The organism is Arthrobacter sp. Ha26 (genome assembly GCF_059091705.1).
In genome coordinates this window covers 800,280-819,589 of the sequence record NZ_JBNHGX010000001.1, presented here as the reverse complement: position 1 = coordinate 819,589, position 19,310 = coordinate 800,280, and the positions used below count along the sequence as shown (strand labels likewise).

Here is a 19,310-nt window from a genome sequence, read left to right as displayed (position 1 = left end):
GAAGGTCATGATTTGATGAATTTTTCTATTGACTCACCGATAGTTAACGACATATCGTTAACTATCGCCGAACGAACGGCGACCTTACTGAATGAAAGGTTGATGCCACGATGAAAGGCATACCAGAAGAAAGTTTCCCCAATCAGCAGCACGGCAGAGGGCGCTTTGAGCGTGGCCGGGGGCGGCGCGCACCGCACGGACACAGGGGTGCAGGCTTTGGACCAGGCTTCGGCCCCGGTTTTGGACCCGGTTTTGGCGGTCCCGGGCCAGGGCTTGGCCCGGGTTTCGGACCGGGCTTTGGCCGTGGAACACGGCGGGCCAGCCGGGGCGATGTGCGCTCGGCAATCCTGTCGCTGCTGGCCGAATCGCCGTCGAATGGTTACGGACTGATCAAGGCCATTGCGGAAAAGACCAACGGGGCATGGCGGCCCAGTCCCGGATCCATCTACCCCACGCTGCAGCAGTTGGTTGACGAGGAGCTCATCACGCCCTTGAGCGAAGGCCGCGGCACCGAATTCTCACTCACGGACGCCGGGCGGGCGTGGGTGGAAGAGCACTCTGAGGAACTGGAGAACGCCTGGAACACCGGAGCTGAAAACCCGGACCGGGATTTCCACCAGAGCATTGGGAAGCTGATGGCTGCCATCCACCAGTTCCGTAGCGGTGTCACCGAGGAACAGCGGGCCGCTGCACTGGAAAAGTTGGATGAGACCCGCCGGGCGCTCTACAAAATCCTGGCTGACTAACGGAAGCGCCCACCGGGAAAGTTGCGGGATGGCGGGCAGGACTCAGGCGAACGAGTCTTCCTTGGCTTGCCGCTGCGGCTGGGTTTCGCCGGAAGGAGAAACTGGTCCGGCTGCGGCGTGCGACGCAGCGGATGCCTGCGGAACCCCGTGGTTCAGGGGGCGGAAGCCCCCGCCGATTTCCCCGAAGGCGTAGGCGCTCTCGGCGTGCTCGGCCAAGTCCACACCGGCGGTTTCGGCTTCACGGCTGACCCGGAACCCGATGGCCTTGTTGATGGCCCGGCCGATCACCAGGGTGCCGATCCCTGAGAGCAGCAGCGTGATGACCACGGCCGCGGTCTGCGCAATGAGCTGCTGGACGCCGCCGCCATAGAAGAGCCCGCCGCCCTGGCCGTCCACCGGGAGGGCGATGAAGCCAAGAGCCAGGGTGCCGATGAGGCCGGCGCCCAAGTGAACTCCCACTACGTCCAGGGAGTCATCCAGGCCAAAGCGGTACTTGAGATCCACGAAGACGGCACAGGCGGCGCCCGCCACCAAGCCCAGGCCGATTGCGGCCACCGGGCTGATGTTGGCGCAGGAAGGAGTGATGGCAACCAGGCCGGCCACAACACCGGAGGCAGCACCGAGCGAGGTGGGATGTCCGTGGCGGACCTTCTCCGCGAGCAGCCAGCTGAGCATGGCGGCTGCGGGCGTCACCAGGGTGTTGATCCAAATCAGGCCGGCCTGTTCAGCCGTGGTGGCAGCGCCGCCGTTGAAGCCGAACCAGCCAAACCACAGGATGGCGGCGCCCAGCATGATGAAGGGGATGTTGTGCGGGCGGTGGTTGGGGTCCTTGGCGAAGCCGTGGCGCTGGCCGACGATGATGGCGAGGACAAGGGCCGCCGTGCCGGAGCTGATCTCCACCACTGCGCCGCCGGCGAAGTCGATGACCTGGCCGAAAACAGCGGAGACGGCTCCGCCTGCGCTCATGAGGCCGCCGCCCCAGATCATGTAGGCGAGCGGGCAGTAGACCACGGTGATCCAGATGGGTACGAACAGTGCCCAGGCACCAAACTTGGCGCGGTCAGCAATGGCGCCGCTGATCAGCGCAACAGTAATGATTGCGAACGTGGCGCTGTAGCCGGCTTTGATCAGGTCCGGGGATCCCATCAGGTTCTGCAATCCGAAGTTGGCGAAGGGATTGCCGAAGATGCCGAGCACGCCGTCGCCGGTGGTCATGGAGTAGCCCCAGAGAACCCAGACCACCCCGACGATCCCGGCAGAGATGAAGCTCATCAGGATCATGTTCAGGGCTGCCTTGGCCCGCGTCATGCCACCGTAGAAGAGACCGAGCCCGGGCGTCATCAGCAGCACCATCGCGGCTGAGATCATCAGCCAGACATGTTGGGCAGAAATCTCCACCGGAAGGTCCCTTCACTTGCGCCTGAAGCGGGGCGCTCTTCCAGGCCCTCGCATTTCCCCCGCGCTCCATCTTTCGCGTTCCGTGTTTCGGGAAATGCGCGCCAAAGTTGCGTTCGCGTTACAGAAACAGCGGGTGTGTGAAGTCCCCGTGTCGGAAATGTTTCGGCTGTGTAAACAGGGGCCATCAGCGACTGCCGCGAGATGGCGCATCGGCGGCAAAAACCCCTGCGGCACCACGGCGGGACAAGGGACAAGCAGTGAGATGCCGTCGTCGTCCGTTCGATCCCCGAAAATTACACGGCCATGAACGGAAGCTCACCGCTGCCGGCGGTAAATTGCCGTCGGCAAGCACGACGACGGCGCGCCGCCAGGAGGACAAGCGGCGCGCCGTCGAGGGGAGCTGCCCGGGCCCGGGAGGCTCAGGCGGCAGGCCCTGGGCCGGGATCAGAACTGGCGGGCGTTGGCCAGCACAGGGAGCTTGCTCCGTACGTCGTCCACTATGGAGGGATCGAGGTCAACGACGGCGAGCTCCGGCTTTCCACCCAGCGCAACCATTGCTGCGCCCAGGGGAGTGATGACGGCACTGTGGCCGATGCCCGTAGGGGCTGTCCCGGCCGGACCGGCCCCAATGGTTTGGGGGTCGCCTTGGCCGCAGGCCACCACGAATGTGGTGCTGTCCAAGGCGCGTGCGCGCACCAGGAGGTCCCACTGCTCAGCTTTTCCTTCGCCGGCTCCCCAGGAGGCGCACACGATGTTTACCTGGGCGCCCGTGCGGGCGTTGGCGGTGAACAGCTCCGGGAAGCGGACGTCGTAACACGTTGCCAGCCCGAAGACGGTGCCGTTGACTTCGAAGGTGACGGGGTCCGTGCCCGCGTCCACCGTTTTCGACTCCATGAAGCCGAAGGCGTCGAAGAGGTGCACCTTGTCATAGGAGGTGTCAACGCCGGGGCCGGTGACCAAGAGGGTGTTGCGGACCCGTCCGTCCTGTCCGGGGGTGAACATTCCCGCTACGATCACAAGGTCCAGCTCATTGGCCAGTCCGCGGACCTTTTCGGCCCACGGCCCGTCCAATGGTTCGGCGATGTCTTTCAGGGAGTGGCCGAACGCGCGCATGGTCGCCTCCGGAAAGACCACCAGTTCCGCTCCTGCAGACTTGGCTTCGGTGGCGTAGTCCCGGATCAGCTCCAGGTTGGACTCAAGGTCCGCACTGCTGATTATCTGGGCGACGGCAAGACGCATCAATAGCTCCAATCTGTTGGCACGGCTCCAATCGCTCTGGCGCGATCATCCTGCCAGGCGTTGCGGCAACGGCAGAGCTACTGCTTGTAGCCCTCGACCTCGCTGACGGGCCGGGCTTCGGCGTCGTTGGGGTTCTCCCCGGATTCCGCCTTGGCCCGGCGTTGGCGGAGCAGGTCCCAGCACTGGTCCAGTCTTTCTTCAACCTGCCGGAGCCGGGCGTGGTCCGGCGCCTGGCCGTCGCCAGCTCCCTCGCGGAGGGTGTGTTCCTCCTCCACCAGGGCCTGGATGCGGGCCAAAAGATCTTCGTCGTTCATGTCTTCCCTTCCGCAGGAACGTTTCCCTCAGCGTACGCCTGTACCATCAAATCCATGCCCACTGTGCTTGATATGGCAAGTCCGATCCTGGAAATGCTCACCTGGTTGTGCCTGCCCGTCGGGCTTGGTCTGCTCTTCTACACGGGATTCCTGCGCCGCTTCGTGCACCCGTGGGATGTGGCCGAAGCGGTGGTCTACTCGGACAACACGGGCGTAGGCTTCCGCTGGTTCGACCGCAAATACCAGGTGCACCACGCACCGATGTCGCCGCATGACATCAAGGACATGGCCGTGGGGGATACCCTTCCCATCTATTACCACCCCAAGCGGCCCACGCAGTGGCAGACGGCGGTGCCGGAAGAGCCCGGCAGGACAGCCGCTGTCCTGGGCCGTTGCCTGACCGCCATCGGTGCCGTGGCGCTGCTTGCGGGTTTTGTGCTGCCGATGTTCTAGGGATTTCGCCGCCGGTGCTATCCGCCCAGCACCACGACGATGCCCAGGCCGCCCAGCACAACCCCCGCACAAGCCGTCCACAGCACTGCCGTGATGTCGGCGTCGAACTTTTCCTTCAGGAGGCCGCGGGACCTGGCGCTGTACCGGCGGCGCTGGGTGAGGTAGATGCCCAGTGCCGCGGCTGCCGAGACGGCGAAGAGCAGCAGGATGGGGAGGCCGTGCCGGGGGAGCCAGCGCAGGAAGATGGCGCTGACTGTCACCAGTGCCAGCACGGTCCTGCCCCAGGCCAGGGTGGTCCGCTCGGGCTGCAGCCCGGGGTCGCCGTGGTTGCCGGCAGGGCGGGAAGCGGCCACGGGTCAGCGCCGTAGGATGAAGACCAGTACGACAGCGGCCGCCAGCGCACCTGCCCCTGCCAGCAGCGGGACAATGAGCGGCAGCGGCAGCGGTGCCTTGTTGCGCATGCTCCGTTCCACCCGCAACCAGCGCACTGCTGAACCGGCGCTGAGCAGCATCCCCAGCAGGAGCAGTACCACCGCCAAGCCCTTCCGGACGGGCTCCAGGAAGAGTTCGGCCGTGAATGCCTCGATGGCGATGCCGCCTGCCAGCAGGGCAAGGGAGGTGCGGATCCAGGCCAGGAAGGTGCGCTCGTTGGCAAGCGTGAACCGCGGGTCCGGTTCCTCGCCGCCGGGCAGGAGCCGCTCAGCGATTTTCCCGCGAGACCGCGTGCTGCCGGCGTTGGTGGGCGGCTCACTGTTGGTCACGGTGCCAGTCTAGCCACGCCTTGCAGCAACACGTGCCCGCAGGTGAACGTGGCTGCCGGTGGCGCTTGGCGAGGGTGGGAAGGGGGTCCCATTTCTGCGGGAATGCCGCGGGTACCAGGGCGGTTAGGGGAGGTATGGAGCGCATCGGATTCCTCTCATTCGGACACTGGGGCCCCGGGCAGGGCTCACAAACACGGACCGCCCGGGACGCCCTCCTCCAGGCCATCGACCTTGCCGTGGCCGCTGAAGACCTGGGAGTGGACGGCGCGTTCTTCCGGGTCCACCATTTCGCCCGGCAGCAGGCGTCCCCGTTCCCGCTCCTGTCGGCCATTGCCGCCCGGACCAGCAGGATTGAAATCGGCACAGGCGTGATCGACATGCGCTACGAAAATCCCCTGTACATGGCGGAGGAAGCCGCGGCAGCGGATCTCATCAGCGGCGGCAGGCTGCAACTGGGCATCAGCCGCGGCTCACCCGAACCGGCCAAGCAAGGTGCAGCCGCGTTCGGCTACCGCCCCGCGCCGGGGGAAACCGACGCGGACATGGCCCGCCGGCACACCGAACTCTTCCGGAAGGCCATCACGGGTGACGGTGTGGCCGAGGCTGACCCGCGGTACGCCGGGGGCGCCACCGGTCTGCTGCCCATCCAGCCGCAATCACCGGGACTGGGCGAACGCATCTGGTGGGGAGCGGGCAGCCGGAAGACCGCAATCTGGGCCGCCGAAGCGGGGATGAACCTGATGAGTTCAACCCTGTTGACGGAGGACACCGGCGTTCCCTTCCACGAACTCCAGGCCGAACAGATCCGGCTCTTCAGGGACGCCTGGGCGGCCGCGGGCCACAGCCACACACCCCGGGTTTCGGTCAGCCGCAGTGTGCTTCCCATCGTTGACGCCGAGGACAGCCGCTACTTCGCCGGTAGCGCCCTGCGCGACAGCCGCGACCAGGTGGGCATCATCGACGGGCTGACGGCCCGGTTCGGGAAGAGCTACGTGGGCGCCCCGGATGTCCTGGCCGAAGAGCTCGCTGCCGATAGCGCGGTCCAGGCTGCCGACACCCTGCTGCTCACCGTCCCCAACCAGCTCGGCGTGGAGTTCAACGCCAAGCTCCTGGGAAACGTGGCACGCTACATCGCTCCTGCCCTTGGCTGGACGGCGGCCCGGTCCTGACTAAGTAAGCGTCCCCTTTCCTCTCCGTCACCCCTGAATAAAACTTTGCCCACCCGCATCGGCGGGTATGATAAGCATACTTACTGAAGTGAGGGGGAACCTTCCGCACATCGCAGCCGTTACTCTTGTAGTGCGGCTTTGGGGGCTTAGCGCCTTTATTACAGCGTGACTGCGGAACGGTCATATAACGAAGAGAGAGAAATATGGCCCGCGCCGTTTTAGGCTTTGATCTATGATCCGGCTACGTCAGCTGGCCCAGGCGGCCTCTGTGCTTACCACGCCCTTGGCGCCCGAGGATATCCTGGCGCTGTTCAACCCTGTGTACTCTGCAAGGCAGTTACGCGGGGTGGTCACACGGGTGGTCCAGGAGACCGCGCAGTCAGCAACCATCTTTTTCAGGCCCGGCCGCGGCTGGCACTCCCACCTTGCCGGCCAATGGGCACGCATCGGCGTTGAGCTCGACGGCGTCCGCCACTGGCGGTCCTACTCCCTCAGCGCCCCCGCCGGCAAGGATCCGGCCATCACCGTCACCGATGTGGGCGCAGTCTCCGGCACGCTGGTGCGCACCACCAAGCCTGGTGATGTGCTGTTCCTGGCCCCGCCGCAGGGCGACTTCGTTCTCCCGGAGCACCCCCGCCCCCTGCTGATGGTCACTGCGGGCAGCGGCATCACTCCCGTCATGTCGATGATCCGCACCCTCGTTCCGCGGCGTCCGGATGCCGACGTCGTGCTGGTCCATTCAGCCCGCACCCCCGGTGACAGCCTCTTCCGTGAGGAACTCGCCGAACTCGCGGACCAGTTCCCCAACTTCCGCCTGGCCCACTGGTTCACCGGTGAACAGGGCCGCATGGACCTGACCAACACCACGCAGCTGGACGAAATCTGCCCGGACTGGAAGGAACGCGCCGCCTATGCGTGCGGCCCGGACAGCTTCCTGGACGACGCCGAAGCGCTGTGGAAGCGTGCGGCCCTGACCACCGCCGCGCCCGGCACGGATGTCGCGGTAGCAGGTGGCGCCGGGAACCTCATGATCGAACGCTTCAACACCACCTTCGAAGGCGGTGTGGGGTACGACGGCGGCTTGGTCACCTTTGAAGCCTCCGACCGGGAAGTGCAGGCCGACGGCGACACCCCCATCCTTGACGTCGGCGAGGACGCCGGGGTGCTGATGCCCAGCGGCTGCCGCATGGGTATCTGCCACAGCTGCCTCACTCCACTCCTGTCCGGGCAAGTTCGCGACCTCCGCACCGGGGAAGTCCACGGCGAACCCGGCCAACTGATCCAAACGTGTGTCTCGGCAGCCGCCGGGCCCGTCAACCTCGAAATCTGAGGAGTATCACTGTATGTCTGTAATTTCACCCAGCAAGGCCACACCCACCACCGGCGGCAACACCGCCGGGAGCTCACGAACGCGCCCCGGAAAGCTTGCCGAATCCGGCAGCCCCACTGTTCGCCCGCCTGCGGCCGCCCACCTCAGTGACGAGCAAGTGGCCGAACTCGGGCGCGAACTTGATGCGATCCGTGACGACATCCTCGCCAAGCGAGGCGCGGAAGATGCCGCGTACATCCGCCGCGTGATCAAGATCCAGCGGGGCCTGGAAATTTCCGGCCGGGCCGCCCTGCTGGTCAGCAAGAACAAGGCCGCGTGGGTCACCGGCACCACCCTGCTCAGCCTGGCCAAGATTCTTGAAAACATGGAGATCGGGCACAACGTCCTGCACGGCCAGTGGGACTGGATGCGGGATCCGGACATCCACTCCACCACCTGGGAGTGGGACTTCGTCACGCCGTCGCGCTCCTGGCAGCACACCCACAACGACCTCCACCACCGCTGGACCAACGTGGTGGGCAAGGACAACGACGTCGGATACAACCTCCTGCGCATGGACGAGCAGCAGCCGTGGAAGCCCATCAACCTGGCCAACCCGTTGTTCAACGCTATTCTCGCTCCACTCTTCGAGTGGGGCATCGCCATCTACGACCTCGAGCTCACGGAGTTCAAGGAAGGCACCAAGTCCAAGGAAGCACTGCTTAAGGACCTCAAAGCCCTGGGTAAGAAGGTGGTCACCCAGTTCACCAAGGACTATGCCGCCACCCCCGCTGTCGCCATGCTGACGGGCTCCGGCAAGCAGGCGCTCTACGGAACCCTGACCGCCAACGCGGTACGGAACGTCTGGGCCCACGCAGTCATCTTCTGCGGCCACTTCCCCGAAGGCACCGACACCTTCACGGAGGAAATGGCTGAAGGCGAAACCCGCGGCGACTGGTACATCCGCCAGATGATCGGCTCAGCCAACATCTCCGGGTCAAAGTTCATGCACATCATGACGGGCAACCTGTCCCACCAGATTGAACACCACCTGTTCCCGGACCTGCCCTCCAACCGGTACGCAGAGGTTGCGCCCAAGGTCCGGGAAATCTGCCAGCGCTACGGCCTGAAGTACACCACCGGTCCGCTGCTGAAGCAGGTTGGATCCACCTGGGGCAAAATCTTCAAACTGGCCCTCCCGGGCAAGGCCGCCAAGGCCTGATCACAGCCCGTTTAGGGAAAGCACAGCAATGCACCTCCGGTGCCGGGAACCAACCCGGCGCCGGGGGTGCTTCTTTGTCCGCGCCGGGCGCTCACCCGCTCCGTGCACGTTTTCACCCCGCGCTCTCTCACTTTGCGCGGTCCACGCGCATAATTGATCCCACAGCCGCCGCGGCCAATGGAGGAATCATGCGGATTCTCGGAGTACTTGTCGTCATCTGGCTCATTATCGGCGGCGTGGCTGCCTGGCAGCGCGGCTACTTCGGCGCGGCTCCCGGAAATTGTGCCCAGGCCGGTACCATCGCCATCACTATTGCCGCGGGGCCGCTGAATTACATGGGCGCCAATCCGCAAATATCCTGCGAGCTGCCGCAGCCGTCCCAGTAGTCAGCGGCACGGCTAGTCAACGGAACGGCGGACCACCCGAGGGGCGGACCACCCGAGGGGCGGACCACCCGAGGGGCGGACCACCCGAGGGGCGGACCACCCGAGGAGTAGGTGCTGTGGGGCCCAAACATGGATTGCGGACCGGAGCAGCGGATGCCCGCCTAGAGTAGGAACTGCGCGGGCAAGGCAGCTTTCCGCCCGCTCCGATCCCACAGTCTCGAAAGGACCGCCGCGATGGCCTTCATCACCGTTGGAACTGAAAACAGCACTGATACTGAGCTCTATTATGAGGACCACGGCTCCGGCCAGCCCGTAGTGCTGATCCACGGCTACCCACTGGACGGCGCCTCCTGGGAGAAACAGACCACAGCCCTGCTCGACGCCGGCTACCGGGTGATCACCTATGACCGCCGTGGTTTCGGGAAATCCAGCAAGACCACCGCCGGATACGACTACGACACTTTCGCGGCTGACCTTAACACCCTCATGACCGCCCTGGACCTGAGCGATGCAGTGCTGGTGGGTTTCTCCATGGGCACCGGCGAAGTGGCCCGGTACCTCGGCAATTACGGATCGGCCCGGGTTGCTAAGGCAGCCTTCCTGGGTTCCCTGGAACCGTTCCTGCTGAAGACGGATGAGAACCCGGACGGGGTTCCGCAGGAAGTCTTCGACGGGTTGAAGGAGGCAGTCACGGCCGACCGGTACGCCTTCTTCACTGAGTTCTTCAAGAACTTCTACAACAGCGATACATTCCTCGGCACGCCCCGCCTCAGCCAGGAAGCCGTCACTGCCAGCTGGAATACAGCGTCCAACGCCGGTGCCACAGCCTCCGTTGCCGCGCAGGCCACCTGGATCACGGACTTCCGGGATGATATCCCGAAGATCGACGTCCCTGCACTGATCCTCCACGGAACGGCGGACAACATCCTCCCCATCGACTCCACCGGGCGGCTGTTCGCCAAGGCCCTCCCCAGCGCCGAGTACGTGGAGATCGAGGGCGCCCCGCACGGCCTGCTGCTGACACACGCCGCGGAAGTCAACGACGCGCTGCTGGGTTTCCTCGCCAAGTAGTCAGGCCCCACGTAGTCAGGCCCCACGCCAAAAACGTCCGGCGACGGCGGGAGGCCGCCGTCGCCGGAAGCGATGGAGCGTTGGATCAATCGTGTGGAGCCGGTGAAAGAGGAGTTTCCGAAGCAGGACCTGCTGGAACCGGGGCCGGGCACAGCTGTTCGGCCACGTCCCGCAGTTCCCTGGGGCTGAACGGTTTGGTGAGGTAGACGGCGGCGCCGGAGGCCATTCCTGCCAGAACGTCATCCTCCTCCGACCTGGCCGTGAGGAACAGGAGGGGAGCCTTGCTCAGGGCGCGGACGGCGCGGGCCACCACATGGCCGTCCATGTCCGGCAGGCCAAGGTCCAGGGTGACCAGCGAGACGGAGGGATCTGCTGCTGCCGCAATGCCCTCGGCGCCGGTGGCCACGGCCATGACCTCGAATCCGGCGCGTTGCAGCACGACGGTCACCAGCCCGCGGATGTCGTCGTCGTCCTCGACGACCAGGCAGACGCGTTTCATTTCCATTTAGGCCCCCCGGCGAAAGTTTGACCCAGTCTACCGCCGCAGGCTTCCGGTTAGTGCTACCCGTCGTAGTGCGTGCGGGCAGGTCCCTGGCCGAGCGAGTTCACCACTGAGGCTGCCACGTCGTGCAGTTTGGCATTGCGGGTGCTGGAGGCCGTCTTCAGGATCTCAAAGGCATCGTGCTGGCTGCACCTGTTCTGGGCCATGATGATGCCCACCGCCATATCAATCACTGTGCGCGATTCCAGCGTGGCACGCAGGTTGGCTGCCGTCTCGCTGTAGTGCGCAAAACGCACCGCAAGCCGCAGTGCGAGGGATGTCTGGCTGACGAAGTCCTCGGCGAACTCCTGCACCCGGGACTCAAAGCGGTTGGGACGGCTTGAATACAGCAGCAACGCCGCTTTTGTCTCGCCTTCCAGCCGGAAAGGCACGGCCAGGACGGAGCGGATGCCCTGGCCCAGCAGGGATGCGGAGTACTCAGGCCAGGCCCCGTCATCCCTGACGTCCGGCACGTGGACTGTGGCTTGGGACGTGGACGCCTCCATGCTGGGCGTATGGCTGCATTCGTACTCAAGGCGCGCCACAGCCTCGGCAGCCGGGCTGCTGCTGGCCACCGTGGCAGCCTTCCGCTGCCGCAGCAGGGTGATGGCGCACAGCATCTCGTCCCCTGGCTCGGACAGATTACGGGCGGACACCTGTGCCAGTTCGTTAAGGAAGTCCTCAACGTCAGAGCTGTTGAGGACGAGTTCATGCAGGTGCTCAGTTATTGAAGTATCGGTTTTTGCTGTTGACTCGCTGGCCACGGTTTTTTGGTGCCATTCGCTCAGGTCAAAACGACCCCGCAACATCCCCCTTCACCCGGAGGGCGGCAGGCGGCTGGCGTCGCTGGATCGAAGAACTTTCCAACGGCCTGCTGCTAAACCGATATCCAGAAGTATATACAGCTCTGGCCTATGGCAACTTCGCTTTCCGCCTTGTTGGGGCGCGGTGAGTTTACTTGCGGACGCTGGCATTGTGTTGCCGGTTATGGGCAGAATAGGGCACGCGCCGGGGCTGCCGGTGGCCGGTCCGGAAACCAGCGGTTGCTGCGCCGCGGAGGGATACGTACATGACCAGACTGCTTATCATCGGTCCGCCCGGCTCCGGAAAGGGAACCCAGGCCGAACACCTGGCCCGGCACTTCGGGATCCAGGCCGTGTCCACGGGTGAGATTTTCCGGAGCAATGTCAGCAGGCACACTGAACTGGGAAACGAAGCAGCCAGGTATCTCGACGGCGGGGATTTCGTCCCGGACCACCTCACCAACGCCCTGGTCAAGGACCGGCTCCTGGACGACGACGTCCGGGCAGGCTTTTTGTTGGACGGTTACCCCAGGACCGCGCCCCAGGTGGTGGAGCTGGACAACTTCCTGGCCTCCCAGGGCTGCGCCCTGGATGCGGTCATCGAACTCCGGGCGCCAGACTCCGAGCTGGAACAGCGGATGCTGCAGCGCGCCCACAAGGAGGGCCGCAAGGACGACACCCTGGACGTGTTCCGGCGCCGCCTTGACCTCTATCACCGGGAAACCCACGAAGTGGTGTCGGTCTACGCCGGCCGGAGCCTCCTGGTGCCGGTGAACGGCAGCGGGGATCCCGGCGAGATCACCGAACTGGCGATTGCCGCCGTCGAACACTTTATTAACGGAAAAGGAGCACACGCATGAGGGTGGCAGTAACCGGAGGAAGCGGAAAACTAGGACGGCACGTTATCCGGCGGCTGGTGGATGACGGGCACCAGGTGCTGAACCTGGACCGGGCAGGGGAGCGGGACCCCGGGCTGGTGGTGGTGGACCTGCGCAACTACGGCCAGGTCCTGGATGTCCTGCTGGGCGTTGATGACCGGCACACCGGATTTGATGCTGTTGTCCACCTGGGCGCCGTTCCGGCGCCGGGCATCATCCCGGATGCTGCCACCTTCGAAAACAACATGCTCGCCACCTACAACGTGTTCCAGGCCGCCCGGCGGGCCGGGATCAAGAAAATTGTGTATGCCTCCAGCGAGACGGTGCTGGGGCTGCCGTTCGACGTCGATCCGCCCTACATCCCGGTGGACGAGGAGTACCCGGCCCGGCCTGAGAGCACTTACTCCCTGGTGAAGCACCTGGAGGAGCAGATGGCGGTGGAGCTGACCCGATGGGACCCGGAGCTGAGCATCTCCGGCCTGCGGTTCTCCAATGTGATGGACCCGGAAGACTACGAAAGGTTCCCGGCCTACGACGCCGACGCCACCTTGCGGAAGTGGAACCTCTGGGGCTACATCGACGGCCGCGACGGAGCGCAGGCAGTAGCGCGCGCACTGGAGAACGGTCGGCCCGGATTCGAGGCCTACATCATCGCCAACGCGGACACGGTGATGAGCCGGTCAAGCGCAAGCCTTGCTGCCGAGGTGTTCCCCGATGTCAAAGTCACCAAGGAGTTGGGCGAGCACGAGACCATGCTGTCCATCGACAAGGCCCGGCGGCTGCTGGGTTTCGAACCTGAACACTCCTGGCGGAACCACCAGGCTCATACCCCGGCAGGCACCCTGAAGTAGGGATTTCGGGACCGGCACAGGAATCGCCCAAGGTTGGCACAGGATCCGGCAAGGACCGGGTTTTGGCGGGTTTTGGGGTCCTAATCTTTTGGTACGGACGGATGGATGTTCCGCCCGCGCACCTCCCCAAACCAAAACAAGGACCCCAAAATTCGTACTCCCGCCTCTGTGCTGTCCGCCGCAGCTGTACTGGTTTCCGCCGTCGCACTTTCCGCCACTGCCATGCCTGCCTCCGCAGCTCCACCGGCTGATACCGGTGCCGCCCGGTACATCGTGCAGTATGCGGCCACTGCCGACGTGGCAGCAGAAGCGGCGGAACTACGGGCACAGGGCCTGGCTGTGGGCCGGACCTTTTCGCATGCCGTCCGCGCCGCCGTGGTGACCGCCAACCCTGCGCAGGCAGCAGCACTGGCACGTTCCGGACGCGTGGTCTCGGTGGAAGCCGATGCCCCGGTCAGTGTTTCCGCAACTGAGCAGCCCGCACCGTGGGGCCTGGACCGCATCGACCAGAAGGCACTTCCCTTGTCCGGGTCCTACTCTTGGACTGCCTCCGGTGCCGGTGTGACCGCATACGTAGTGGACACCGGCGTCCTGGCCTCACACACCGATTTCGGCGGACGGGTGGCGGCCGGCTGGTCTGCCGTTGCGGACGGACTCGGCTCGGGCGACTGCAACGGGCACGGCACACACGTGGCCGGTACTGTGGCAGGTTCCACTTATGGCGTGGCAAAGGGTGCCGCGGTGGTGCCCGTACGGGTGCTCGACTGCAATGGCTCCGGCTACAACTCCGACGTGGTGGCCGGGCTGGACTGGGTGGTGGCCAACCACGCCGCCGGGGCTCCCGCAGTGGCAAACCTGAGCCTTGGTGGGGGTGCGAGCACAGCCGTGGACACTGCCATCCAGGCAGTAATGAACGACGGCGTCACGGCGGTGGTTGCCGCCGGCAACTCTGCCGTGGACGCCTGCACCAGTTCTCCCGCCCGGGTTCCGGCCGCCGTAACGGTTGCTGCCAGTGACTCTGCCGACCGGCAGGCGTCCTTCTCCAACTTCGGCTCCTGCGTGGACCTCTACGCCCCTGGTGTTGGCATCACCTCCACCTACTACACCTCGGCCAGTGCCACAGCGTCCATGTCCGGAACGTCGATGGCGTCGCCGCACGTGGCCGGGGCGGCAGCACTGCTGCTGTCCCGGAATCCTGCCCTCACGCCGGCGCAGGTGGCCAGTGCGCTGACGGCTGACGCCACGGCCGGGGTGATCACCGGTGCCACCAGCGGCACCCCCAACCGGCTGCTGTTTGCCGGGGCCGAAGCTGCTGCCCCTGCACCGGCCCCCGCTCCCGCCCCCGCGCCTGCTCCGGCACCCACTCCCGCCCCCGCCCCCGCGCCTGCTCCGGCACCCACTGTGACAGCGGTGACGCCGAGCGCCGATTCTACGGCCGTAGGCGCCGGCACCAACATCACGGCCACCTTCAGTGCCGCGGTCCAAGGCGTCACCAGCGGAACGTTCGTACTCAAAAACGCGGCAGGCAGCACCATCCCCGCTGCCGTCTCCTACAACGCCACCACCCGCACAGCTACCCTTGATCCGGCCGCCGGCCTGGCTTTGGACACCCGCTACACCGCCTGGCTGGTGGGTGGAGCCACGGCCATCCGGGACAGTGCAGGCACCCCGCTGGCCTCCACCAGCTGGAGCTTCCTTACCGGTCCCGTGCCCGTGGCCACCGGCACCACGCCCGGCAGCAATGCCCTGCTGGTACGCCGGTCCAACAACATCAGCATCACCTTCAACGAGGCCGTCCAAGGCGTTGCCGGAACCACTTTCACGGTGAAGAACGCCGCCACCGGAGCCCTGGTGCCGGCGTCCGTATATCGGTACGGGACTACCAACCAGTGGATCCTGGATCCCCAGCAGCCGCTGGCCGCCAAAACAAAGTACACCGTGACCGTGACCGGCGGCGGTGCCGGGGTGCGGGACCTGGCAGGGAACCCCTTTGCCGGCAGCAGCTGGCAGTTCAGCACCGGTTCGTTCTAGTTCGTCCTAGACCGTTTCCAGCAGGAATTCCGTGCGCCCATGCACCTCGCCGTTGATCTGCAGCTCCAACGCATGCAGCCCCGGATGGTGCACCCGGGTGGTCATTTGCCGGAACGCGTGGCGTTTGGACACGCTCCTGCTCTCACCCGGGGCGAGGGTCAGGGTGGAGATCTTGAAGACCTTCGAGGACTGGCTGCCGTTGGCCTTTTGGTAGTGGATCAGATAGTCCACAGCCAGCCGCGCGTCCTGGCCGCCGGTGTTGGAAATTTCAAAGCTGAACGTGAGCTCAGCCGGCAGGGTGAGGGTTTTTTGGTCAAGCCGCGGCCCGGTAACGGCGACGAACGCCGGGGTGAAACCCAACAACGCCAGGGCGCCGGGATGCCCCTTCTTGATCAGCGTGCGGAGCCCGTGGCGAACTACCCAGTTCGTGTTGCCGTCTGCGGCGGAGAGCCAGCGCCGGGCCGTGGCAACAACAGCTTCCGGATCGTGCCTGGCGAGGTCGTTGAGATGGTTCGCTACAGAACGCCGTACGTACTCCGAGGAATCCCGGTACAGGGCATCGAGAATCGGGATGGTGGCTCCGGGACTCTGTACCAGGGCGGGGACGCGCACCGCCCAGGGCAGGTAGGGACGGGTTCCCTCGCTTGCCAGCCGGCGGACGTGCTCATCCGGGTTCCCCGTCCAGTCTTGGATTGCCGCCAGGGCGCGGTCCGGGTTCCGGGCCAGGAGGCGCCGTACGGCAAACTCTCCGGTGAGCCGTGGCGTCAGTTCCGCCAGCAGCGCCAGGCAGTCGTCAAAGTCCTCCTGACCACCCGTATCCAAGGCGAGGCTGACGGCTGCCTCGGACACCGGCCACAAGACCCAGCCCGTGAATTCCGGAACAGACAGCGCTGCGCGGAAGGCGCCGGCCGCCGTCGTGTATTCCCTGCCGCCGCTGCCCTCCCTGGTGCCTGCCCTGACGTCTGCGAGCAGGGCCTGCGCCACCAGGTCAGTGCGGGCGCGCAAATTGAGCTGCCCCAACTCCACGCCGCTGGCGGCGGTCCGACTCCACCGGATCCCGGGCGCCTTTTGCGTGAGGACCCTGGTGAGGTTGGCTACGGCCGGCGGGTCAATCAGTTCGTTCATCACGCCCATGCAGTCAGGCTACCGCCGCGGTCCGACAATTCGGGCCGCACACAGGCAGCCGGAAACCACCTGCCATACGGCGCCGCGCCAACATCGGGGAACAGGGATAATCTTCACCCTAGGAAAACTTCACTACTGAGGATGGACGTGCCGGTGGGACAGCAGGAATCATCAGGCTCCGGGACCAGCCGGAAGAGTACCGGCAGGTGGCGGACCTTCCACGACAAGTTCGTGGTGGAGGAGCGTTACATGGACCCGGCCGACCGCCGCGGACTGTACCGGGCCTCGGTCATTCTGGCGGCGGCCGGGCTGGCGCTTTTCCTCGCCACCCTGGTCAGCGTGGTGCAGGCGGACGGACTTTCCGCAGCCGACGGGCCGGTCCGCGACTGGCTGCTTGGGCTGCGGTCCCAGACCCTGACGGTTGTCATGATCTTCCTTGCCGTGGTCTTCGGTCCCATTGCCCTGCCCATCATCGTGCTGGTGGTGGTTGTTGTGTGGGGTTTCGCCGCAAAGCACGCCTGGCGTCCCATCGTGCTGGCATCGGCCATGCTCAGCGGGGTGGTTATCTCGCAGATCATCCTCCAGATTGTGCGCCGCTCGCGTCCTCCGGTGGAACAGATGCTCTTCGGGATAGACCACACCTTCTCGTTCCCCTCCGGACACGTCCTGGGTGCGTGCGACTTCCTTCTGGTGGGCACCTTCCTGATCTACTCCCGGCGGAAGAACCGGAAGGCCGCGGTTTTTGGGTTCATCGGGGCCGGGATCGGCATCCTGCTCGCCTCCGCCAGCCGGTTGTACCTGGGGTACCACTGGCTCAGCGACGCCCTGGCCTCGGTCTCGCTGTCAGTGCTGATCCTGGGCGGAGTCATCGCCCTCGACACCTGGCGCACAGCAAGGATTCCCGGCGAACGGATCACCGGGGAACTGTCCAAGGCCGAAGCCCCGGGCGACTGAACGGGGGTTGTGCTGGCCCGGTGACCAACAGCCCCTGCGGGGTGTGGCACCGGGGCGACGCGCCGCCGTCGTGATTCTGGACGCCACTCTGGGATGCCGGCCTGAAGGCTGGACCAGTCAGGTGGGTGGCCGCGACCGTGCCCGCTTCAGCGCCCGATGGAGCCTGAGATTCGCTTCCTCCAGTTCCAATACCTTGGCCACCCCGGCGAGGTTCAGGCCTTGTTCGAGGAGTTCTCCGATCCTGAGCAGAACGGCAATGTCCGCATCACTGTACTGCCGCGTGCCTCCTGAAGTGCGTGAGGGTGTGAGCAGGCCGCGCGTCTCGTAGAGGCGGATGTTTTGCTGGCCCGTGCCTGCCAGTTTTGCGGCAACGGAAATGGCATACAGCGCACGTCCCTTCGCGGGCGCCGGGATGCGTCCTGTCTCCTGCTCTGCCATGGATTCTCCAAATTTTTTGCAGTGATCTTGCTTCAGTTTCCCACGGGTGCTATAAAAAATCTATATCCACTACCATAGATCATGGCCAGCGGATATGGCATCGAACCAACATCTGACAAAGCTGAAGGAGTGGGAAATGATGTTGATGCGCACGGACCCGTTCCGTGAGCTGGACCGGCTCACGCAGCAGGTTTTCGGAACCGCCGCCCGCCCGGCTGCCATGCCCATGGATGCCTGGCAGGAAGACGGGGAGTTTGTTGTCGCGTTTGATCTGCCCGGCGTCAAGCTCGATTCCCTGGACCTGAACGTTGAGCGCAACGTCCTCACCGTCCGCGCCGAACGCAAGGACCCCACCCAGCCCAACGTGGAGCTGGTGGCATCCGAGCGGCCCCGCGGCGTTTTCAGCCGCCAGTTGATCCTGGGCGACACGCTGAACACGGACAACATCAAGGCCAGCTACGACCAAGGTGTCCTGACGTTGCGGATTCCGGTGGCGGAACAGGCCAAGCCCCGCAAGATCGAAGTCCAGACCCAGCAGAGCGAGATGCATCAGATCGCAGGGTAGGCCACATCGAAAGCCAGGACGGATTGAAAGCGAACGGTCCGGCGGCGCAGGGCAGCCTTGGCGGCAGCCCTGCGCCGACACACATCGGGCCGGACGTGGAACGGGAAGGCTGACATGAGCGATATCCCGGATTACTATGCCATGCTGCGCGTCCCGCGGGACGCAACACAGCAGCAGATTTCGCGCGCCTACCGGGCCCTCATGCGCAGCCACCACCCGGACCTCGATGCAGGCCGGGCCAAGGCAGGCGGGCCCCCAGGCAACCCGGTGACGGGACAGCCACCAGCAGAAGGCGAACTGTTGGACATCATGCGCGCCTTCGCTGTCCTGCGCGATCCCGGCCGGCGGGCAGACTATGACCGCGAGACATCGCCGACGGTGCGGGCAACACCGGCGTCGAGTACGGCGACGGACATCCCGGTCCGCAAAGTCCAGCGCGCAACCGGCCGTTCCGGGAACAGCATCAGAATCAGCCCTGTGCATTGGGAAAGCGGACCATGGGCCTAGCTGTACCAACGCACCCGGTGCAAACCACCGGGCGAAAACTTCCCCGGGCACAATCGTGCCGGTGCAACGGCTGTTAAGCCGCCCGGGAGGCAACCCGGGGCGGCACCTACTAAAGGAGGTTCGAGAACTGTATGAGTGATTGGCGCCGCTACGACTCACACCTGATACCGGCGTTCCACGAACGTTTTGAACAGCGCTGGGGCGAAGGCACCGCACCGTTCCTGGACCCCGAAGCACACGAGGAGCCGCTTCCGCGTGCCCAGTGGATCAATCCGACAACCGGCGCAGCCCTGGCCGTGGTACCGGTGTGGACGTTGGATGAAAAGCAGCAGCGTTCTTTCGGAGTCTTCTATCTTCCTCCCGCCGGAGACATTTGGGTCCTGCGGCCGGGCTATACGGGGTATCTCGAACCGGCAGACGGCGAAACGGAACACCTGGTGACGCTCCGGAACGATGCCTTCCGCAAGGCCGTGGCGCACGCGAAGGAATTCCTGTTCGGCGACCAGTAGCAGCCGGGGCAGAGGGCCACCGGCAGCGGACTGGCGGTGA

At 65.1% G+C, this 19,310-nt stretch carries 23 protein-coding genes; 14 read left to right on the top strand and 9 right to left on the bottom strand.

Annotated elements, in window-relative coordinates; genetic code table 11:
• The first annotated feature begins 110 nt into the window (after positions 1 to 110).
• Positions 111 to 746 (top strand): PadR family transcriptional regulator, encoded by a 636-nt coding sequence (locus AC5RVY_RS03880; protein WP_493953370.1) that lies wholly within the window; start codon positions 111 to 113, stop codon positions 744 to 746.
• Between the two features lie 42 nt (positions 747 to 788).
• Here AC5RVY_RS03880 and AC5RVY_RS03875 read toward each other — a convergent pair whose 3' ends face one another.
• From AC5RVY_RS03875 to AC5RVY_RS03865, 3 genes are all read right to left on the bottom strand, one after another.
• Positions 789 to 2,144, bottom strand: coding sequence for an ammonium transporter (locus AC5RVY_RS03875; RefSeq protein ID WP_493953369.1), 1,356 nt, complete (start codon positions 2,142 to 2,144; stop codon positions 789 to 791).
• A 444-nt stretch (positions 2,145 to 2,588) separates the two neighbouring features.
• The gene (locus AC5RVY_RS03870) at positions 2,589 to 3,383 is read right to left on the bottom strand and encodes a carbon-nitrogen hydrolase family protein (RefSeq protein ID WP_493953368.1); all 795 of its coding nucleotides are present in this window, start codon (positions 3,381 to 3,383) and stop codon (positions 2,589 to 2,591) included.
• Between the two features lie 77 nt (positions 3,384 to 3,460).
• The gene (locus AC5RVY_RS03865; RefSeq protein ID WP_493953367.1) at positions 3,461 to 3,697 is read right to left on the bottom strand and encodes a DUF2630 family protein; all 237 of its coding nucleotides are present in this window, start codon (positions 3,695 to 3,697) and stop codon (positions 3,461 to 3,463) included.
• Between the two features lie 54 nt (positions 3,698 to 3,751).
• On the opposite strand from AC5RVY_RS03865, the gene AC5RVY_RS03860 reads away from it, so the two are divergent.
• Positions 3,752 to 4,150, top strand: a complete 399-nt coding sequence (locus AC5RVY_RS03860) for a hypothetical protein (protein WP_493953366.1) — start codon at positions 3,752 to 3,754, stop codon at positions 4,148 to 4,150.
• Positions 4,151 to 4,167: 17 nt separating this feature from the next.
• On the opposite strand, the gene AC5RVY_RS03855 is transcribed toward AC5RVY_RS03860, so the two are convergent.
• Entirely contained in the window at positions 4,168 to 4,503 is a 336-nt protein-coding gene (locus AC5RVY_RS03855) for a DUF202 domain-containing protein (protein ID WP_493953365.1), read from the bottom strand.
• A 3-nt stretch (positions 4,504 to 4,506) separates the two neighbouring features.
• Positions 4,507 to 4,911, bottom strand: a complete 405-nt coding sequence (locus AC5RVY_RS03850; RefSeq protein WP_493953364.1) for a YidH family protein — start codon at positions 4,909 to 4,911, stop codon at positions 4,507 to 4,509.
• Between the two features lie 134 nt (positions 4,912 to 5,045).
• Between AC5RVY_RS03850 and AC5RVY_RS03845 the strand changes: the two genes are divergently transcribed.
• From AC5RVY_RS03845 to AC5RVY_RS03825, 5 genes are all read left to right on the top strand, one after another.
• Positions 5,046 to 6,080, top strand: a complete 1,035-nt coding sequence (locus AC5RVY_RS03845) for an LLM class flavin-dependent oxidoreductase (RefSeq protein WP_493953363.1) — start codon at positions 5,046 to 5,048, stop codon at positions 6,078 to 6,080.
• A 232-nt stretch (positions 6,081 to 6,312) separates the two neighbouring features.
• Positions 6,313 to 7,410: a ferredoxin reductase gene (locus AC5RVY_RS03840; protein WP_493953362.1), complete on the top strand. Its 1,098-nt coding sequence runs from the start codon at positions 6,313 to 6,315 to the stop codon at positions 7,408 to 7,410.
• A 13-nt stretch (positions 7,411 to 7,423) separates the two neighbouring features.
• Positions 7,424 to 8,611: a fatty acid desaturase family protein gene (locus AC5RVY_RS03835; RefSeq protein ID WP_493953361.1), complete on the top strand. Its 1,188-nt coding sequence runs from the start codon at positions 7,424 to 7,426 to the stop codon at positions 8,609 to 8,611.
• A gap of 188 nt (positions 8,612 to 8,799) precedes the next feature.
• The gene (locus tag AC5RVY_RS03830; protein WP_493953360.1) at positions 8,800 to 8,997 is read left to right on the top strand and encodes a hypothetical protein; all 198 of its coding nucleotides are present in this window, start codon (positions 8,800 to 8,802) and stop codon (positions 8,995 to 8,997) included.
• 234 nt (positions 8,998 to 9,231) lie between these two features.
• Positions 9,232 to 10,068: an alpha/beta fold hydrolase gene (locus AC5RVY_RS03825; protein WP_493953359.1), complete on the top strand. Its 837-nt coding sequence runs from the start codon at positions 9,232 to 9,234 to the stop codon at positions 10,066 to 10,068.
• Positions 10,069 to 10,153: 85 nt separating this feature from the next.
• Here the strand turns inward: AC5RVY_RS03825 and AC5RVY_RS03820 are convergent, their stop codons facing one another.
• Together AC5RVY_RS03820 and AC5RVY_RS03815 are read right to left on the bottom strand one after the other, a co-directional pair.
• Positions 10,154 to 10,573, bottom strand: coding sequence for a response regulator transcription factor (locus AC5RVY_RS03820; protein ID WP_493953358.1), 420 nt, complete (start codon positions 10,571 to 10,573; stop codon positions 10,154 to 10,156).
• Between the two features lie 56 nt (positions 10,574 to 10,629).
• Positions 10,630 to 11,373 (bottom strand): GAF and ANTAR domain-containing protein, encoded by a 744-nt coding sequence (locus tag AC5RVY_RS03815; protein ID WP_493953357.1) that lies wholly within the window; start codon positions 11,371 to 11,373, stop codon positions 10,630 to 10,632.
• 305 nt (positions 11,374 to 11,678) lie between these two features.
• Between AC5RVY_RS03815 and AC5RVY_RS03810 the strand changes: the two genes are divergently transcribed.
• The 3 genes from AC5RVY_RS03810 (at position 11,679) to AC5RVY_RS03800 (ending at position 15,172) form a co-directional block, all read left to right on the top strand.
• A complete protein-coding gene (locus tag AC5RVY_RS03810; RefSeq protein ID WP_493953356.1) occupies positions 11,679 to 12,272 on the top strand; it encodes an adenylate kinase in 594 nt (197 codons plus the stop codon).
• Positions 12,269 to 13,141 carry an NAD-dependent epimerase/dehydratase family protein gene (locus AC5RVY_RS03805; protein ID WP_493953355.1) on the top strand — a complete coding sequence of 291 codons (873 nt, stop codon included), beginning with the start codon at positions 12,269 to 12,271 and terminating at the stop codon, positions 13,139 to 13,141. The genes AC5RVY_RS03810 and AC5RVY_RS03805 overlap by 4 nt, the downstream gene beginning before the upstream one ends.
• A 168-nt stretch (positions 13,142 to 13,309) precedes the next feature.
• Positions 13,310 to 15,172 carry a S8 family serine peptidase gene (locus AC5RVY_RS03800; RefSeq protein WP_493953354.1) on the top strand — a complete coding sequence of 621 codons (1,863 nt, stop codon included), beginning with the start codon at positions 13,310 to 13,312 and terminating at the stop codon, positions 15,170 to 15,172.
• Between the two features lie 6 nt (positions 15,173 to 15,178).
• Here AC5RVY_RS03800 and AC5RVY_RS03795 read toward each other — a convergent pair whose 3' ends face one another.
• Positions 15,179 to 16,306, bottom strand: coding sequence for a DNA alkylation repair protein (locus AC5RVY_RS03795; protein ID WP_493953353.1), 1,128 nt, complete (start codon positions 16,304 to 16,306; stop codon positions 15,179 to 15,181).
• Positions 16,307 to 16,438: 132 nt separating this feature from the next.
• Between AC5RVY_RS03795 and AC5RVY_RS03790 the strand changes: the two genes are divergently transcribed.
• Positions 16,439 to 17,251 carry a phosphatase PAP2 family protein gene (locus tag AC5RVY_RS03790; protein WP_493953352.1) on the top strand — a complete coding sequence of 271 codons (813 nt, stop codon included), beginning with the start codon at positions 16,439 to 16,441 and terminating at the stop codon, positions 17,249 to 17,251.
• A 117-nt stretch (positions 17,252 to 17,368) separates the two neighbouring features.
• Here AC5RVY_RS03790 and AC5RVY_RS03785 read toward each other — a convergent pair whose 3' ends face one another.
• Entirely contained in the window at positions 17,369 to 17,689 is a 321-nt protein-coding gene (locus tag AC5RVY_RS03785) for a MerR family transcriptional regulator (protein WP_493953351.1), read from the bottom strand.
• Between the two features lie 139 nt (positions 17,690 to 17,828).
• Here AC5RVY_RS03785 and AC5RVY_RS03780 point away from each other — a divergent pair, with 139 nt between their 5' ends.
• From AC5RVY_RS03780 to AC5RVY_RS03770, 3 genes are all read left to right on the top strand, one after another.
• A complete protein-coding gene (locus tag AC5RVY_RS03780; protein ID WP_493953693.1) occupies positions 17,829 to 18,254 on the top strand; it encodes an Hsp20/alpha crystallin family protein in 426 nt (141 codons plus the stop codon).
• Positions 18,255 to 18,368: 114 nt separating this feature from the next.
• Positions 18,369 to 18,761: a J domain-containing protein gene (locus tag AC5RVY_RS03775; protein WP_493953350.1), complete on the top strand. Its 393-nt coding sequence runs from the start codon at positions 18,369 to 18,371 to the stop codon at positions 18,759 to 18,761.
• 131 nt (positions 18,762 to 18,892) lie between these two features.
• On the top strand, positions 18,893 to 19,270 hold the full coding sequence (locus tag AC5RVY_RS03770) for a hypothetical protein (protein ID WP_493953349.1): 378 nt from the start codon (positions 18,893 to 18,895) through the stop codon (positions 19,268 to 19,270).
• The last annotated feature ends 40 nt before the right edge of the window (positions 19,271 to 19,310 follow it).

What these genes read in the sequence shown, in the direction of transcription:
- AC5RVY_RS03810 (WP_493953356.1), top strand. Translation starts at nt 11,679, where the DNA reads ATGACCAGACTGCTTATCATCGGTCCGCCCGGCTCCGGAAAGGGAACC.
- AC5RVY_RS03840 (WP_493953362.1), top strand. Translation starts at nt 6,313, where the DNA reads ATGATCCGGCTACGTCAGCTGGCCCAGGCGGCCTCTGTGCTTACCACG.
- AC5RVY_RS03880 (WP_493953370.1), top strand. Translation starts at nt 111, where the DNA reads ATGAAAGGCATACCAGAAGAAAGTTTCCCCAATCAGCAGCACGGCAGA.
- AC5RVY_RS03860 (WP_493953366.1), top strand. Translation starts at nt 3,752, where the DNA reads ATGCCCACTGTGCTTGATATGGCAAGTCCGATCCTGGAAATGCTCACC.
- AC5RVY_RS03830 (WP_493953360.1), top strand. Translation starts at nt 8,800, where the DNA reads ATGCGGATTCTCGGAGTACTTGTCGTCATCTGGCTCATTATCGGCGGC.
- AC5RVY_RS03780 (WP_493953693.1), top strand. Translation starts at nt 17,829, where the DNA reads ATGTTGATGCGCACGGACCCGTTCCGTGAGCTGGACCGGCTCACGCAG.
- AC5RVY_RS03775 (WP_493953350.1), top strand. Translation starts at nt 18,369, where the DNA reads ATGAGCGATATCCCGGATTACTATGCCATGCTGCGCGTCCCGCGGGAC.
- AC5RVY_RS03790 (WP_493953352.1), top strand. Translation starts at nt 16,439, where the DNA reads ATGGACGTGCCGGTGGGACAGCAGGAATCATCAGGCTCCGGGACCAGC.
- AC5RVY_RS03835 (WP_493953361.1), top strand. Translation starts at nt 7,424, where the DNA reads ATGTCTGTAATTTCACCCAGCAAGGCCACACCCACCACCGGCGGCAAC.
- AC5RVY_RS03785 (WP_493953351.1), bottom strand. Translation starts at nt 17,689, where the DNA reads ATGGCAGAGCAGGAGACAGGACGCATCCCGGCGCCCGCGAAGGGACGT.
- AC5RVY_RS03845 (WP_493953363.1), top strand. Translation starts at nt 5,046, where the DNA reads ATGGAGCGCATCGGATTCCTCTCATTCGGACACTGGGGCCCCGGGCAG.
- AC5RVY_RS03870 (WP_493953368.1), bottom strand. Translation starts at nt 3,383, where the DNA reads ATGCGTCTTGCCGTCGCCCAGATAATCAGCAGTGCGGACCTTGAGTCC.
- AC5RVY_RS03795 (WP_493953353.1), bottom strand. Translation starts at nt 16,306, where the DNA reads ATGGGCGTGATGAACGAACTGATTGACCCGCCGGCCGTAGCCAACCTC.
- AC5RVY_RS03770 (WP_493953349.1), top strand. Translation starts at nt 18,893, where the DNA reads ATGAGTGATTGGCGCCGCTACGACTCACACCTGATACCGGCGTTCCAC.
- AC5RVY_RS03865 (WP_493953367.1), bottom strand. Translation starts at nt 3,697, where the DNA reads ATGAACGACGAAGATCTTTTGGCCCGCATCCAGGCCCTGGTGGAGGAG.
- AC5RVY_RS03820 (WP_493953358.1), bottom strand. Translation starts at nt 10,573, where the DNA reads ATGGAAATGAAACGCGTCTGCCTGGTCGTCGAGGACGACGACGACATC.
- AC5RVY_RS03805 (WP_493953355.1), top strand. Translation starts at nt 12,269, where the DNA reads ATGAGGGTGGCAGTAACCGGAGGAAGCGGAAAACTAGGACGGCACGTT.
- AC5RVY_RS03825 (WP_493953359.1), top strand. Translation starts at nt 9,232, where the DNA reads ATGGCCTTCATCACCGTTGGAACTGAAAACAGCACTGATACTGAGCTC.